At 63.5% G+C, this 16,130-nt stretch carries 10 protein-coding genes; 4 read left to right on the forward strand and 6 right to left on the reverse strand.

What is annotated here, in order from left to right:
- Window positions 1-159 precede the first annotated feature (159 nt).
- From ASE71_RS26070 to ASE71_RS26080, 3 genes are all read left to right on the forward strand, one after another.
- Window positions 160-6,102 (forward strand): putative Ig domain-containing protein, encoded by a 5,943-nt coding sequence (locus tag ASE71_RS26070; protein ID WP_162251904.1) that lies wholly within the window; start codon window positions 160-162, stop codon window positions 6,100-6,102.
- A 211-nt stretch (window positions 6,103-6,313) separates the two neighbouring features.
- Window positions 6,314-7,198, forward strand: a complete 885-nt coding sequence (locus ASE71_RS26075; RefSeq protein WP_034790688.1) for a helix-turn-helix domain-containing protein — start codon at window positions 6,314-6,316, stop codon at window positions 7,196-7,198.
- A gap of 173 nt (window positions 7,199-7,371) precedes the next feature.
- On the forward strand, window positions 7,372-9,576 hold the full coding sequence (locus ASE71_RS26080; protein ID WP_060521118.1) for a TonB-dependent siderophore receptor: 2,205 nt from the start codon (window positions 7,372-7,374) through the stop codon (window positions 9,574-9,576).
- Window positions 9,577-9,772: 196 nt separating this feature from the next.
- On the opposite strand, the gene ASE71_RS26085 is transcribed toward ASE71_RS26080, so the two are convergent.
- The 3 genes from ASE71_RS26085 to ASE71_RS26095 form a co-directional block, all read right to left on the reverse strand.
- The gene (locus ASE71_RS26085) at window positions 9,773-10,255 is read right to left on the reverse strand and encodes a GlcG/HbpS family heme-binding protein (protein WP_060521119.1); all 483 of its coding nucleotides are present in this window, start codon (window positions 10,253-10,255) and stop codon (window positions 9,773-9,775) included.
- Between the two features lie 88 nt (window positions 10,256-10,343).
- Window positions 10,344-10,952, reverse strand: coding sequence for a response regulator transcription factor (locus tag ASE71_RS26090; protein ID WP_060521120.1), 609 nt, complete (start codon window positions 10,950-10,952; stop codon window positions 10,344-10,346).
- Window positions 10,949-12,301, reverse strand: coding sequence for a sensor histidine kinase (locus ASE71_RS26095; RefSeq protein ID WP_244496941.1), 1,353 nt, complete (start codon window positions 12,299-12,301; stop codon window positions 10,949-10,951). The genes ASE71_RS26090 and ASE71_RS26095 overlap by 4 nt, the downstream gene beginning before the upstream one ends.
- Between ASE71_RS26095 and ASE71_RS37140 the strand changes: the two genes are divergently transcribed.
- On the forward strand, window positions 12,302-12,487 hold the full coding sequence (locus ASE71_RS37140) for a hypothetical protein (protein WP_234852771.1): 186 nt from the start codon (window positions 12,302-12,304) through the stop codon (window positions 12,485-12,487). It abuts the gene before it with no gap.
- 163 nt (window positions 12,488-12,650) lie between these two features.
- Here ASE71_RS37140 and ASE71_RS26100 read toward each other — a convergent pair whose 3' ends face one another.
- The 3 genes from ASE71_RS26100 to ASE71_RS26110 all read right to left on the reverse strand — a co-directional run bounded on the left by ASE71_RS26100 (window position 12,651) and on the right by ASE71_RS26110 (window position 16,008).
- Window positions 12,651-13,112 carry a MaoC family dehydratase gene (locus tag ASE71_RS26100; RefSeq protein WP_060521122.1) on the reverse strand — a complete coding sequence of 154 codons (462 nt, stop codon included), beginning with the start codon at window positions 13,110-13,112 and terminating at the stop codon, window positions 12,651-12,653.
- A gap of 30 nt (window positions 13,113-13,142) precedes the next feature.
- Window positions 13,143-14,735, reverse strand: a complete 1,593-nt coding sequence (locus ASE71_RS26105; RefSeq protein WP_113544628.1) for a DHA2 family efflux MFS transporter permease subunit — start codon at window positions 14,733-14,735, stop codon at window positions 13,143-13,145.
- Window positions 14,736-14,805: 70 nt separating this feature from the next.
- Window positions 14,806-16,008 (reverse strand): HlyD family secretion protein, encoded by a 1,203-nt coding sequence (locus tag ASE71_RS26110; protein ID WP_060521124.1) that lies wholly within the window; start codon window positions 16,006-16,008, stop codon window positions 14,806-14,808.
- Window positions 16,009-16,130: the final 122 nt, after the last annotated feature.

Raw genomic sequence — 16,130 nt, forward strand, 5'->3', positions numbered from 1 at the left:
TTTTCCCGGCATATATTGGGGGTATTTATGGGGCTGCGGTGCGGAAGCGTCGCGGGCGGGAAGATTTTTTCGTCTGCATTCCAGGGTTTGTATTTCAGGACATTTTTCGCAGCGATTGGCATTCTTCTGGCTTCTGCCATTGGTGCCTCGGCGCAGGTTGTGACGATTTCGGCGAACCCGGCGACCTTTAATGCGGCTGGCGACACGATCAATTTCAGCTATGTGCTGAACCCCGGATCCTACAATATTCTCAGCATCGCGCCTGCGACCACCGCGAACAAGGGCGTCGTCGTTTCATGCCCGGCAATCCCGGGCGGCGGCACGACGTCTTCCGTGACCTGCACAGGCTCCTATCAGGTCGATTCCCTCGATGCGATGTCCGGCCAGTTTTCCGATTGGGTCACATTCACGGGCACGCGCACGGGCGGCAACTACACCGCCAACAGCAACAACATCGTCGTCACGGCGGCCACAGGGGGACCGGTTGTCGTTGATGTCGTATCTTCCCCGAGACCGTCGCTGCCGGGCGAACAGGTTTCGGTGACGGCAACGGTATCGTCGATGGGCTGTAACGCCGGACAGTCTCCGCCCGGAAACGTGACGATCACGATCGGATCGCAGTCGACGACCCTTGGGTTGACGCCGACCGGGCCCGTCAGCACGGCATCGTCTGCGACCTTCCAGACATCGACGCTGCCGCTCGGACAGCACGCGGTTTCCGCCAGCTACGGTGGCGGCAGCGGCTGCAGCACCGGCACTGCGACCGGCGCCAGCCACTGGGTCGACACCAAACCGACGGTCGCGATCAACCAGGCAGGCTCGCAATCCGATCCCAGCGCCAAGACATCCGTTGCGTTCGATGTGGTGTTCAGCAAGTCCGTCACCGGCTTTTCCGCTGGAGACGTCCAGATTTCAGGCACGGCCGGCGCGACGACGGCGAGTGTTTCGGGATCGGGCGCCAATTACACCGTTTCGGTCAGCGGAATGACGCAGGCAGGCACGGTCGTGGCGTCCATACCCGCCGGCAAGGCCACGAGCGCGGCCGGCTTTACCAACGACCTATCCACCAGCACCGACAATTCGGTTGCCTACGCACCGATTGCGATTTCGACTACAACGCTGCCGAACCCGGTCTACAACCAGGCCTATGCGGCGCAAACGCTAAGTGCCACCGGGGGATCGGGCACCTTGAGTTACGCAACGACCTCCGGTGCACTGCCCGCCGGCATGGCGATCTCGAGCGGCGGCGTCGTCTCCGGCACCCCAACGGCAAGCGGTCCGTTCAATTTCACAGTGACGGCGACCGATCCCGAAGGCTCGTCCGCCTCGCGCGCATTCTCCATCACCATCGCTGCGCCGACGATCTCGCTCTCGCCGGCGACGCTTCCTGATCCGACCGCTGGCACCGCCTATTCACAAACCCTGGCGGCATCAGGCGGCGCAAGCCCCTACACATTCGCCGTCACGCAGAATGCCTTGCCCGCTGGCATGACGCTGGCGAACAACGGGGTGTTGTCGGGCACTGCATCGATCGGTGGCGCCGTCACCTTTACCGTTACGGCAACGGACGCCTATGGCGCGACCGGCAGCCAAGTCTTCACTGTCGACGTTGCGCCGACCGTGCCCGACGCGCCCACCATCGGTGCGGCCGTGGAGGGGGATGCCTATGCAGACGTGTCGTTCACCGCCCCGGCGTCGAACGGCGGCGCGACGATCACGGGCTATACCGTGACGTCGAACCCCGGCGGCATGACGGCCACGGATACGACGAGCCCGATCAGGGTGACTGGCCTGACCAACGGCACGAGCTATACGTTCACCGTGACCGCCACCAACAGCGCCGGGACAAGCACCGCGTCGGCCGCCTCCAATGCGGTTACGCCGCGATCCGCACAGACGATCACGTTCGCCAATCCGGGTACGCAGGCGTTCGGCACGTCGCCGACATTGACGGCGACGGCAAGCTCCAGCCTGGCTGTTGCCTTTACCTCGTCGACTGCCGGCGTGTGCACTGTGACGCCCGAGGGCGATCTGACCTTCCATCAGGCCGGCAGTTGCACCATCGCAGCCGATCAGGTGGGCAACGGAACGTATCTGGCTGCACCGACGGTCTCACAGACGTTCACGGTCGATGCCGTCGTGCCCGGCGCACCGACGATCGGAACGGCAACCGCCGATGTCGCTTCGGCGTCCGTCGCCTTCACGGCGCCGGCGAGCACGGGTGGAGCGTCGATCTCTAGCTACACCGTGACGTCGAACCCGGGTGGCTTCACCGGGACGGGGTCGTCAAGCCCGGTCGTGGTGACGGGTCTCAGCAATGGGTCCAGCTATACATTTACGGTGACGGCAACCAACAGTGCCGGCACGGGGCCTGCGTCGGCGGCCTCGAACGCCGTCACGCCGCGCGCAACCCAGACGATCACCTTTGCCAATCTGGGCGCGCAGACGTTCGGGACCACGCCGACATTGACGGCATCGTCGGACGCGAGTTTGCCCGTTGCCTTCACATCCTCGACCGCAGCCGTGTGCACTATCACGCCGGGTGGTAGCATGACCTTCCACAGCGCGGGGACCTGCGCGATTGCTGCCGACCAGGGCGGCGACGGCACCTATCTGCCTGCGACGACGGTCACCCAGAGCTTTACCGTCAACGCGGTTGTTCCGGACGCCCCGACGGTGGGCACGGCTATCGCTGGCGATGGCGAGGTGTCCGTCAATTTTACCGCGCCGGTAAGCGCCGGCGGCGCATCGATCACCGGCTACACGGTCACGTCCAATCCCGGTGGTTTTGTTGGAACGGGCACGTCGAGCCCGGTCACGGTCGGCAGTCTCAGCAACGGCACCAGCTACACGTTCACGGTGACGGCGACCAACGCTGTCGGCACGGGACCGGCCTCCAGTGCGTCGAATACGGTGACGCCCAAGGCGCCACAGACGATCACCTTCGCCAATCCCGGCCCGCAGGACTATGCAACGCCGGTGACCCTTTCGGCGAGCGCCAGTTCCGCTCTGCCGGTCACGTTCCAGTCTCTGACGACGCCCGTCTGCGTCGTCACGTCAACCGGCGATGTCACATTCCGCAATGGCGGCACCTGCACCATCGAAGTCTCGCAAGGCGGTGATAGCGCTTACCTGGCCGCGTCCAATGTGAGCCAGTCCTTCCTCGTCTCCGCGCCGATATTCGCCTTCACGCCGGCGGCCGGCGCTTTGCCGACCGCAACCGTGGAAACGACCTACAGCCAGAGCTTCACGGCCAATGGCGGCACGGCGGCCTACAGCTACGCCTTGGCCAGCGGCGCGTTTCCGGCCGGACTTTCGCTCGACGCTGCCGGTACGCTGTCCGGCACGCCAACGGCGGACGGCAGCTTCACCTTTACGGTTCAGGCGACCGATACCCATGGCGCGACCGCAACCAGCGGCAGCTATAGCCTGGAGGTTCGCATCCAGGCGCCGATCGCCAACGCCACGACGGCAACCGTTGCCGCCAACTCGTCGGCCAACGGGATTACGCCGAACCTTACGGGCGGCACGGCCGCTTCGGTCGCTATCGCAGCGCCCCCATCGCACGGTACGGCCACGGTCGCGGGTAACACATTCAGCTATACGCCGGCGGCCGGCTTCTCCGGCGCCGACAGCTTCACCTACACGGCGGCGAATACGACCGGAACGTCCGCAGCAGCGACGGTCACGGTGACGGTGTCTCCGCCGACATTCGCCTTCACGCCGGCTGCGGGTGCGCTTGCCGGCGTGACCGTTGCAGACGCCTATGACCTGACGATCATCGCCGCCAACGGAACGGCTCCCTACACCTACGCGGTCACCGGTGGTGCACTTCCGGCCGGCTTGACGCTTGCTGCCGACGGTCGCCTGTCCGGAACGCCGACCGCCGATGGAGCGGCAACGTTCACGGTGACGGCGACCGACGCGAACAATGCGACGGGCACCGCGAACTATAGTCTCGCGGTCGCCGTCGAAGCGCCATCGGCCGGTCCGGTTGCAGCGACTGTTGCTGCGAACTCCAGCCCAAATGCTATCAGCCTCAGTCTGACGGGCGGGGCGGCAACATCTGTGGCGATCGCCACCGCGCCCGCGCATGGCACAGCTACGGCGACGGGGACAACGATCCTCTACACGCCTGATGCCGGCTATTCGGGCGCTGACAGCTTCACCTATACGGCAACGAACGCGACCGGCACGTCAGCGCCTTCAACCGTTTCGGTCACGGTCTCGCCGCCGATGCTGTTGTTGTCGCCGGCAGGCGGGGCGCTTGCCAACGGCGTGCCCGGCGTTTCCTACAGCCAGAACATCTCAGCCAGCGCCGGCACGGCCCCCTACAACTACGCGGTCTCGTCGGGTGCTCTGCCGGGCGGTCTGTCGCTCGATGCCTCAAGCGGGACGATCTCGGGACGACCTTCGGCCGATGGCGATTTCGCCTTCACCGTGACGGCGACCGATGCCAATGGCGCGACAGGCCAGGCCAGCTATCAGATCGCCGTTGCCTCCGCCAGTTTCGTCTTTACCCCGTCGGCCGGCGGGCTTCCCGACGCGATGGTCGGCGAAGCCTATTCCCAACGCGTCTCGGCGACCGGTGGCACCGGCGCGCTGGTCTACAGCCTCAAGAGCGGCGCCCTGCCGAATGGCATGGTGCTGAATATCTCCACTGGCGAATTGACCGGACCGCTCGCGGACGATGCGGTGCCTGACAGCTATCACTTCACCATTGCTGTGACTGACAGCCGCGGCGCCAGCGGTTCGGCCGCCTATACGCTGAAACTGAACGCTCGTGCGGTGACGGTGCCCAATGTCGTCGTCGAGGTTCCCGCCGGTTCGACGCCGAAGGATGTCTATCTCAACGGTGGCGCCACCGGCGGTCCGTTCACCGACGCATCGGTTGCCTCGGTCTCGCCGCCCTTTGCCGGCACGGCCGAAATCATCGAAGGCGAGCTTGCCGCTGCCACCAGCTTCACGCCGGTCGGCTTCTATCTGAAGTTCACGCCGAACCCGTCCTATTCCGGCTCGGCGGTGGTCAGTTATACGCTCAGGAGCGCGCTGGGCTCGTCCAATATTGGCTCCGTCACCTACAAGATCGCGCTCGATCGGGTGGCTGCCGGCGAAGAGATCGACGGGCTGGTGCGCGATTTTGTGCGCAATCGCCAGAACCTGTTGTCGTCGACGGTCAAGGTGCCCGGCCTGATCGAACGGCGGCGGGCGGCGATGAGCACCGATCCGGTGACGACGGCGGTGACGCCGTCGGAAAAGGGTGCCCGCCTCGGCTTCTCCTCCAGCCTGTCGCAGATCCAGGCGGCGCGCGATGCCGCCGATGCGGCAGCGACCGGTCAAACCTTCGTGGCGACCGACCGGCCGTTCGACATCTGGGTGAACGGCAGTTTCCTGTTCCACAAGGATGAAGACGACAGAAACGACAAGTGGGGCAATTTCGCATTGTTCTCGCTCGGCGCCGATTATCTCTTAAGCGATCGGGCGCTCATCGGCCTGTCGTTCCACTACGACTACACGACCGATCCGACCGACGCGGATGCCGAGCTTAAAGGCAACGGCTGGCTGGCCGGTCCTTATGCCTCGTTCGAGATCGGCCAGGGCGTCTTCCTCGACGCCAACCTGCTCTATGGCGGTTCGTCCAACGACATCGACACCGGCATCTTCACCGGCACGTTCGACACCACCCGCTGGATGGCGGACGTCAAGCTGACCGGCGAATGGCAACTGGATGAGGCGACGGTGCTGATGCCGAAGCTGAGAGCCGTCTACTTCAATGAAGAGACCGAGGACTACACCGTCAAGAACCCGCTCGGCGAGGTGATCGATCTCAAGGGCTTCATCGAGGAACAGGCCCGTCTCAGCATCGGCTTCGACGTCGAACGCACCCTGGAGCTAGAAAACGGGCTGATCCTGTCGCCGACAGTCGGCGCCGATGTCGGCTTTGCCTCGCTTGACGGCGAGGGTCTGTTCGGGCGGGTGTCGGCCGGGCTTGCGCTCAGCAACAACGACAACTGGGACCTCGACTTCTCGCTGCTCTTCAACATCGAGGGCGACGGTTCGAAGTCGGCCGGTGCCAAGGTCGGCGCCCGCGTCCGGTTCTGATCGCGCGCAACCGGTTCGGGCAGGCAGGCTGCCCGAACCGGCGCTCCACCGCTGCCTTTTCGCTCCCGGATATGCACTGGTCCATGTGCGTTCTGACCGTTTAAATCGCGTTGGAAAGATTACGGGCTTCCGTCAAACATTAAAGATGAGTAATGGAGGAAGGAATTAGCCGGAGGCGTCGCCTCGTCCCTCGAGCATTGGATACGCCTAGATGTCGTTTCAACCGCGGATGCAGAACAAGATTTCCGGGTTCAAGGTGATCGGCGGGCTCCACCGGCGGGAATGGAACGGGATCATCGCCGACGTCTGGGACGTCGAATGCGAGGCGAGGGCAGGTGGCCACTATCTCTCGGATGATCCGCGCATGTTCATCGTGCTCGACGCTGAAGGCGGTAGCCGTTGCAACGTCAGACTTTCGCCCGATGGGCGCGGCGCGGTCGAGAACGAGCGCCAGCAGGCGCTTTCCTATATCCCGGCGGGCATGGAAATCTGGGCGGACATGGTCGATGTCAGGCGTATCCGCCACCTCGACCTGCATTTCAATCTCGAGGTTCTCGGCCGACGGCTGGAGGAGGAGCTCGATGCGGGGCGATGCGACACGCCACGGCTGATGTTTTACGACGAACGCTTCCTGCAGCTTGCACAGCTGATCGCCGCCGAGTGCCTCAATCCGCAGCCCTTGCACGATCTCTACGGCGATGGCCTGACGGTCGCATTGTTCATCGACCTGATGAAGCTTAATCGCAGCGATGCCCGCAAACGCAGCGCGCTTGCCACCTGGCAACTCCGCCGGGCGGTCGAATACATCGACGAGAACTGGGGGCGCAACATCCGCCTGGAGGAGCTGGCGTCCCTTGCCGGACTGTCGCAGTCGCACTTCAGCCACGCCTTCAAGGCGTCGACCGGCATGGCACCGCACCAGTGGCAGACCAATGCGCGGGTTGAAAGAGCCAAGCAACTGTTGCTGAAGAACGAGGCGTCGCTGACGACGGTTGCGGCCGAGACCGGCTTCTCCGACCAGGCGCACTTCACCCGGGTCTTCCGCAAGGTCGTGGGCGCGACGCCTGCGTCTTGGAAACGCAGCCGATTGAGCTGAGCAAGTTCCATCTTGAAGGGCGGTTGTTCGCATCAAATAGCCCAGAAACGTTCAATTTCCGCTGATCGCGACAAGAGCCACCGCAATAGTTGATATAAACACTCACCTTATTAGAGGGTGTAAGCCGCGCCGCCTGTAAGGCACTGCGGTGGTTCGGGTGAGATGGCAGACAGATGATGGTAAGAGGCAAGGCAGTACGGCTGACGGAGTGGTTGGCAAGCGGGGTCGCCGCCATTGCGGTTCTGGCCACCGGCGCGGCGATGGCGCAGGATGCGCCGGCGACAAGGCTGGAAACGATCGAGGCGACCGGCGCGAGGACGGAGAACGATGCCACAGGTCCGGTCGACGGCTATGTCGCCAAGGCAACGACGACCGGCTCGAAATCCGCAACTCCGATCGCTGAGATCCCGCAGAGCGTTTCCGTCGTCGGACGCGAGGAGCTTGACGACCGCGGCGTCGTCAACAAGGTCGACGAAGCGCTGCGCTACACGCCGGGCGTGATGGCCGAGCCCTTCGGCGTCGATCCGGATACCGACTGGTTCTACATCCGCGGCTTCGACGCGACGCAGACCGGCGTGTTCCTCGACGGCCTCAACCTCTTTTCCTACGGCTTTGGCGGGTTCCAGATCGATCCCTTCATGCTGGAACGTGTCGAGGTGCTGAAAGGTCCGGCTTCGGTGCTTTATGGCGGCGCCAATCCGGGCGGGATCGTCAGCCTCATCAGCAAGCGGCCGACGGGGGAAAACTCCGCCTATGTCGAGACGGGCATCAACAACAACGGCAATGCCTTCCTCGGGATTGACGTGAACCGGCAGCTGGACGACGCAATCAACTATCGCGTCACCGGCAAGGTCTCAGGTGGCGACAACTATGTGGACCATTCGGAGGATCTGCGCGGCTTCATCCTGCCGCAGATCACCTATCAGCCCGACGACGCGACCAGCTTGACCGTCTACGGCCTGCTGCAGGGCCTCGACCAGGTTCATACCGGTGGCGGCTTCCTGCCCTATATCGGCTCGGTCGTCGATGCGCCCTTCGGCAAGATCGACCGCAAGGCCTTCTTTGGCGAGCCGGACATCGATACCGGAACTTATGTGCAGCAGATGCTCGGCTACGAATTCAAGCACGAGTTCGACAGCGGCTGGCAGTTCAGTCAGAACCTTCGCTACGGTCATCTCTACAAGCACGAGAACGGGCCTTACACCTACGGCTACTACGATCCGAGCCTTCCTTTTCCGGTTTCGAACACGCCGGCGACCCCGGACAACCTGCTTTATCGCCTCGGCTTCGAGGCGACGTCGAAGGTCGATACGTTCGCCGTCGACAACCGGCTTGAAGGCGAGTTCGAGACGGGAGCGCTGGAGCATACGCTGCTCGTCGGTCTCGACTACAAGTTCTTCCGGCTGGACCACGTCCAGGCGTCGTCGGCGGGAACGCCGATCAGCGCTACTGATCCGGTCTATGGCGCGCCGCAACCCGCGAACGCCATCTACATCAACCAGGTGATTACACAGCAGCAGATCGGCGTCTACGCGCAGGACCAGATCCGCTTTGGTGACGGCTGGCTCGTCACGCTCAACGGTCGCTACGACCATGTCGACACCAAGACCGACAACGGGCCGACCTTCTGGGCGCCGACCCAGAATTCGAGTTTCGACTACAGCGAAGGCGCGCTTAGCGGTCGCGCCGGCCTTGCCTATGAATTCGACAACGGCCTCACCCCTTACGTCAGCGCCGCGACCTTCTTCAATCCGGTCGTGGCGGTAACGGCGACCGGCAATACCAAGCCGGAAGAGGGCGAGCAGTTCGAGGCCGGGATCAAGTACCAACCGACCTTTTTTGATGGCGTGCTGACGGCGTCCATCTACCAGCTGACCAAGCGCAACGCTCTCGTCACCGATCCGCTGACCAGCATCTCGACCCAGACCGGCGAAGTGCGTTCCCGCGGCATCGAGTTCGAGGGCAAGGTCAATCTCGACGAAAGCTGGAAGCTGATTGCGGGCCTCGATTTCATGGATATCGAGGTGACCGAGGACGCAAACCGTGCGCTGATCGGCAAGTCGCCCTATCTCGTCCCCGATACGCAGGCTTCGCTGTGGCTCGACTACACGGTGCAGCAGGGCGCGCTGGAAGGCCTCAGCCTCGGCGCCGGCGTGCGCTATCGCGGCGAGAGCTGGGCGGACAAGGAAAATACCGCGAAGGTGCCGGCGTCGACCGTCTTCGACGCAGCCCTGCGCTACGAGAAGGACGGCTGGGGCGCTGCCCTCAATGTCACCAACCTGTTCGACAAGCACTATGTCAGCGGCTGCAATGGCCTGCTTGTTTGCGGATATGGCGATGCGCGCACGGTCACGTTGAAGCTCAGCAAGACCTGGTGAGATCGTTCGGCTGATCGATGACCTGCTAAAGCAAACAGGGCGCTCGACCCGTGCCGGGGAGCGCCCTGTTTTTAACCCGGAGTGCCGCTATCGCACGCCAAAGGCGCCGACGGCTGAGAGCTCTCGAAACGGGTAGTGGCCTTTAAATGGAGAGGCCCGCCGCCTTTTCAAGGGCGAGAGCCTCCCTTGGAGCGAATTACTTCGCGCCGATTGCAGCAAGGCCTGCGGTCGCGCAGTTTGCGTCAACGTCGCCCGACGGCGCACCGCCGACACCGATGCCGCCGACGAGCGCCTTGCCGAACTTGATCGGCACGCCGCCGGCCTGGATGACCATGCGTGCGTCCATGTCGCGGAGACCTTCATTGGCGGGCTTGGAAGCGATGAATTCGCCGAGGCCAGCCGTGTCGCGCCCCATGGCCGCCGAGGTGAAGGCCTTGCCCTGGGCGCTGTTTCCGGTGTGCGGACCGGAATTGTCGGCCTTCAGCAGCACCTTGGTCGAACCGTCCCGTGCAACGACCGCGACGCTGACATTGTGGCCTTCGGCGGCGCATGCCTTCAGCGCTGCGTCGGCCGCCTTGACGGCCATGTCGAGCGGCAGGTAGGCGGCGGTCGGAAGCTCCTGGGCGGTGGCGGCAACGGGAGCGAGAAGAGCTGCTGCAAGCACGATATTGCGGATCATCAATGGGTTCCTTTCCTGTTGATATGGAAAGGTTATTGCGGAACGCCGCCCATCGATATTCGTAGCTCTTCCATCACCATCCGTAGTTCTACGGAGTTTGCGTCCCTTCGAGCCAGATGCGGGTCATCTCCGCCTGCGAGGTGCTGCCGAGCTTGGCGCCGATCGCCGCGCGATGGCTTTCCACCGTTCGCGGCGAGAGCCCGAGCCCCTCGGCGATCTGGCGGGTGGTGAAACCTGCAGCGATGCGATCGAGAACCTCGCGCTCACGCTGCGTGAGCGCTGCCAACAGAGCAAGAGTTTCCGCCTTTTCCGCCCGTGCCTGCATCGTACGCGCCAGTATTTCCTGCCCCTTGTGGATCGCGTCGATCAGGTCCTCTTCGTCTATGGGCTTGGAGAGAAAGTCGATGGCGCCGTTGCGGAAGGCGCGCCGGCAAGCTTCGATATCGCCATGGCCGGAAATGACGATCGTCGGCCAGTCCACGCCATTTTCGCGGAGCTTTTCCTGCAGCTTCAGCCCGGAGATCGCCGGCATGCGGATGTCGAGGATCAGGCAACCCGGCTCAAGGCGCGACAATTGCCCGAGAAAAGCCTGCGGATCGGCGAAGGGGATGACCTTGACGCCGACCGTCGAGAGCAGCAGGCCGAGCGCGCGGCGGACCGCATCGTCGTCGTCGACGAGATAGACGGGAACGGTCATTGTGTCTCTTCCAGACGGGCTCGCGCCTTGGGCAGTGTCACCCGGAAGGTGGCGCCCTCGTCGCCGGCCACCAATGTAATCTCGCCGCCGACGCGTTCCACCAGGCGTTGGCTGAGGGCGAGGCCAAGTCCCGTGCCGCCCGCCCGCGTCGTCATGAACGGGGTGAAAAGGCGCGGGCGCAAGGCTTCGGGAATACCTGGGCCATTGTCGACGACATCGAAAACCACCATGGAGTCTTCTTGCCTCAAGGTCACGACCACGCCGGGCGCTTCGCCTGCGTGACCGTCAAGTGCTTCCATCGCATTACGCACCAGATTGAAGGCTACCTGCTCGATTTCGACCGGGTCGCCTGTCACGATCACCGGCGTTTCCGGCAGGTGGAACTCCAGCAGGATGCTGCGGGACCGGGCGTCCTGCTCCAGCAGCGCCTCGACATTGCCGAGCGCTCGGCGCAGGTCGAATGCACTCACAGGTACCGCATTCGGCTGCGACCAGTTGCGGAACCGCTCCAGAATACCGGAAGCCCGGCGCGCCTGGCTGATGGTATCGTCGAGCACGGAGGCGAGGGCAGCGTGGTTCCCCTGGTTGAGGAGGCGACGCCCGGCTTGAGCCTGCGCGAGGATTGCGGTCAAGGGTTGGTTCAACTCGTGAGCCATGCCGCTTGCCATCTCTCCAAGCGCATTGACCCGTGAGGCATGGCTAAGCCGCGAATCGAGCGCGCTCAGCCGTGCCTGCTGTTCCGCCGCGCGGGTTCGCGCCCGTTGGCGCAAGGCCGCCAAGCCTGCGAGATAGGCGAGCGTCAGGGCGACGAACGTCAGGCCAGTCTGTAGGGGCGGAAACATATCGGAGAGACCGATATCCATACCGGTTTCGAGCAAGAGCGGTTGTGACGCGCTGCTGAGCGGCCTGGAGAAGCGGATGGCATTGGGCAGCGTGGCCGGCTGAAGCAGATTGTGCCCGTCCGGCAGCGAAAGCCGGACGGCCGTGCTCGATCGGGACCAGAAAGGCCCGCCATCGCCGATCAGCTTGCCGGCATCGATGGCGAGCATCAACCCGTAGCGCGCCTCGTTCGTGTTGGGGCTGCGCTTGACCATCATGTAATGATCGGGGCGCTGCGGATGCGGCAGAAGCGCAATCCGGCCGTCGGAAGCTTTGGCCGCCGCACGAATGCGCTTGGCCGTCGCCGCATCCAGCGGACCGGTCCCGATCGTCTCTGTCTCCGGATCAAGCGAGACAAGCTGGACTTCATCAATGCGCGGATAGAAGCGGGTAATCGTGCGCGCGACATCCAGGAAGAGATCGTGCCGGCGCCCTTCGGACGCAACCGCCACGGCCGAAAGCGCCGTCAAATGGGCATCGTGCTGATCGGCGCGCTGGGAGGCCAGCCCATGGAGCACGGTACTTTCCTGCTCCAGTTCGGCAACGAGGGACTGTCGCTCACGAGCGCCGAGAGCCACGGCCCCGACAAGCAGGAGGAGACACCAAAGGGCAGCAAGAAAAAAGGGCCGCTCAAGAAACGGACGGTTGTTCGGTAACATTGATCATTCTTGTCATTTGCAGGCTTTCTTGCACAGCCTTCCATTGCTGCTGTCCGGCTGCGCGGGGCGCCTGCCGGGGAAAATACGGTCCCGACGACAGAAAATCCAGAGCGCGTCGCGCGGCGCTACCCCGAAGGATCGCCAAGCACGGCCGGCCGTTTCAGCCCGGCTTGCGCGCGATCACGAGCTTCGCCTTGAGGATCTGCACGACCTCGTTGCGCTGGTTGATCGTCTGGCTGACGACGACGGCGATGCCGCGGTCCGGTTTCGAGCGCGAGGGAATGATCTCGACCACCTCGCTTTCGACACGCAGGGTATCGCCGGGCCGCGTCGGGGCCGGCCAAGTGATGTCTCCGCCCGCGCCGATGAGGCCACCGGCGAAAGGCAGGCCGGTCTCCACGTTCAGCCGCATCGTGATCGCCGCCGTGTGCCACCCGCTTGCGGCCAGGCCCTTGAAGAGCGTGTCACTGGCGGCCGCCTCGTCCAGATGAAACGGCTGCGGGTCGAACTGCGCGGCAAAAGTCTTGATCTGCGCCTCGTCGACCGTATGCGTCGCGCTGGTAAAGCGTTGTCCGACGTGAAGATCCTCCAGATAGAGACGATCCGGTCTGGAACCATGCATGGGCCTTCCTCCTTCCATCGTATCTTCGAATTAGTGTGCGCCACCCGCGCCGGCGCCGCCGAGTTGGATCTTGCGGGTGAAGAGCAGCGCGATGGCTGCAAGCGCCAGCACGATCCCGATCACCGCGAAGGTATCACTGAAACCGAGGATCAGCGCCTGCCGGCGAACCGTAGCACCGATCACGGCGATCGCCTTGTGCTGTGCGACGGCGGCATCGGTGACGCCATGGGCCATGAAATGCCGCGTCAGATCGCCGATCCGGTCGCGGACTTCGTCGCGATAGACAGTCACCGACTGGCCGATGATGTTTGAGTGAAACTGCTCACGCTTGGTCAGCACCGTCGCAAGGGTGGCCGTGCCGACGGCGCCGCCGAGATTGCGCAGCATGTTCGACAGGCCCGAGGCGGCTGCCGCGTCGTTCGGGGCGATACGGGCGGTGGTGATCACCGTGATCGGCGTCAGCACCAGCGCCTGACCGATGGCGCGTACGATATTCGGGATGAAGAACTGGTCGCCGGCACTGTCGAGCGACAGCGTCGTGTTCATGAAACAGCTGGCCGCGAAGATGCTTATGCCGACGAAACCGATGTAGCGCACGTCGAACCGCTTCATCAGCGCCGGCACGAGCGGGATGATGAGAAGCTGCGGCAGCCCGGTCCAGGCAAGCACGAGGCCAATCTGCTCGGCATTGTAGCGCTGCACCTGGCCGAGATACTGCGGCAGGATGTAGACCGTGCCGAACAGGGCGACGCCGACAAGCACGTTGACGAGAACGCCGACCCCGAAATTGCGCTGCTTGAGCAGGCGTAATTGCACCAGCGGCTTTTCGACCTTGAGCTCTATGATGATGAAGGCGATCAGGAACACGGCCGCCGTCAAAGCGAGCTTGACGATGAACGGCGATTGGAACCAGTCGTCCTTGTTGCCTTCCTCCAAAACCGTCTGTAGCGCCGAAAGGCCGATGGCCATGGTAATAATGCCGGCCCAATCGCCCTCCTTGAGCAGGGACAATTGCAGCGGCTTCTTCTCAAGGGTGAAGTAGAGCGCAATTACCATCACCAGGCTCGGCGGGGCGTTGACGAAGAAGATCGACTGCCAGCCATAATTCTCGGTGAGATAGCCGCCGATCGTCGGGCCAATCGCCGGGGCGAAGGTGACCGAGAGCGCAAACAGCGCCAGGCCGAGCGGCTGCTGCGCTTTGGGCAGGCGGGTCAACACCATGGTGAAGGCCATCGGAATGAGCACGCCGCCGGCAAAACCCTGCAGACCGCGCAGCGCAATCATCGAGCCTAGATCATGGGCAAACGCACAGGCCGCCGAAAACAGCGGAAACAGGATGGCGTTCGTCAGCATATAGCGCCGGAACGAGAAGACGCGGCTCAAATAGTCGGTGAGCGGGATCACGACGATTTCGCCGATGAGATACGAGGTCGATATCCAGGCGCCGTTGTCGACGCCGGTACCGATGCCGCCTTCGATATCGAGCAGCGAGGCGTTGGTAATCTGGATGTTGAGGATCGCCATGAAGGCGCCGATCAGGCCGGCAAGAACGGAAATCCAGGCCGTCGTACTTGCCTTGTCGGGCGACGTTGCTGCGGGCTCACGCACGCCGGGCGAAACCATGGGCATCGTGGTGGTGGACATTGCATCCTCCTGCCAGCCCTTAAAGCTGGGAACGGCGCCTGAGCGTCCTTCAGTTTATGCTTGCCGACACGGCGGCCACCGCCGTTCCTGCGGTTCGGGTGTCGATCGTCGGGTAGACGGACATGCCGGGCCGCAGCACCACGTCGAGCGGACTGTCGCGATTGATCACGATCTTGACGGGGATGCGCTGCACCACCTTGGTGAAGTTTCCCGTCGCATTGTCGGGCGGCAGCAGCGCAAATTCCTGGCCGCTTGCCGGCGAGATGCTGTCGACGTGGCCCTCGAAGACCTGGCCCGGGAAGGTGTCCACCTCTATCGCCACGGTCTGGCCGGGAACGACATCGGCAAGCTGTGTTTCCTTGTAGTTGGCAACGATGTAGGCCGCGTGCGTGGGCACGACTGCCATCAGCTGTGTCCCGGCCTGCACATATTGACCGACGCGCAAGGTGCGGTTGCCGATCACGCCGTCGATCGGTGCTGCGAGCGCGGTGTAGGAGAGATTGAGCTCGGCCTGATGCTCGGCCGCTTTCGCGCTGTCGAGCGCGGCCTTTGCCTGCGCGACCTCGGCCTTGATTACATCGAGCTGCTTGACCGCGCTTGCGAGCGCCGCCGTGTCGCGCGTCACTGCGGCCCTTGCGGCGGCGATGCGTGAGGCGGCCTGTTGCGCGTTCTGCAGGGTACCGAAGCCTTGCCTTGCGAGTTCCGAATAGCGCCTGTCGTCCTGCTCGGCGAATGTCTGATCCGCCTTGTCGGCCTCGACCGTCGCCTTGGCCGAATCAATCACGGATTGCTGTGCGATGAGAGCCGATTGCTTGTTTGCGATATTGGCCTCGGCGGCTTCGACGCCGGCCCTGGTCTGTTCGAGGCTGACTGTGAAGTCCCGATCGTCGATGCGGGCGAGAACCTGTCCGGCCTTGACCTGCTGGTTGTCGGTGACCAGCACCTCAGCGATATGGCCCGAGACCTTTGGGGCAATGGTCGTGCTATCGGCCTTCACATAGGCGTCGTCGGTCGACACCTCGAAGCGACCCGTCGTCCAGTAGGCCCAACCGAAATCGGTCGCGCCGGCGACGGCGGCGATGGCAACGGATGCGAAAAGCACATTGCGAAGCCGGCGCCTGCGGGTTCCGATAGCGTTCGTGGCGATCACAGTCGGGATGACAGGCAGCGTCCGCTGTGCCTCCACGCCGGGCACGGCCTCCATCGTTTTCATAGGTTGGGCATTTTCGATGCTGAATGACTGCTGGCTCATTTCCGGTTCCTTTCACCGGTGCGGCGCGCGTCGAAATGAACGGTTGGCCAAATAAGGAAACTTTATGCTTTCCAAAATATTCGCGCCGCCGATTGCTGTCAAACGAATTTGGAAAGTTTGGC

The sequence above is a fragment of the Ensifer sp. Root954 genome, from assembly GCF_001429005.1.
Lineage (GTDB): Bacteria > Pseudomonadota > Alphaproteobacteria > Rhizobiales > Rhizobiaceae > Ensifer > Ensifer adhaerens.

What these genes read in the sequence shown, in the direction of transcription:
- ASE71_RS26100 (WP_060521122.1), bottom strand. Translation starts at nt 13,112, where the DNA reads ATGCATGGTTCCAGACCGGATCGTCTCTATCTGGAGGATCTTCACGTC.
- ASE71_RS37140 (WP_234852771.1), top strand. Translation starts at nt 12,302, where the DNA reads ATGGGCATCGTGCTGATCGGCGCGCTGGGAGGCCAGCCCATGGAGCAC.
- ASE71_RS26090 (WP_060521120.1), bottom strand. Translation starts at nt 10,952, where the DNA reads ATGACCGTTCCCGTCTATCTCGTCGACGACGACGATGCGGTCCGCCGC.
- ASE71_RS26110 (WP_060521124.1), bottom strand. Translation starts at nt 16,008, where the DNA reads ATGAGCCAGCAGTCATTCAGCATCGAAAATGCCCAACCTATGAAAACG.
- ASE71_RS26085 (WP_060521119.1), bottom strand. Translation starts at nt 10,255, where the DNA reads ATGATCCGCAATATCGTGCTTGCAGCAGCTCTTCTCGCTCCCGTTGCC.
- ASE71_RS26075 (WP_034790688.1), top strand. Translation starts at nt 6,314, where the DNA reads ATGTCGTTTCAACCGCGGATGCAGAACAAGATTTCCGGGTTCAAGGTG.
- ASE71_RS26080 (WP_060521118.1), top strand. Translation starts at nt 7,372, where the DNA reads ATGATGGTAAGAGGCAAGGCAGTACGGCTGACGGAGTGGTTGGCAAGC.
- ASE71_RS26105 (WP_113544628.1), bottom strand. Translation starts at nt 14,735, where the DNA reads ATGGTTTCGCCCGGCGTGCGTGAGCCCGCAGCAACGTCGCCCGACAAG.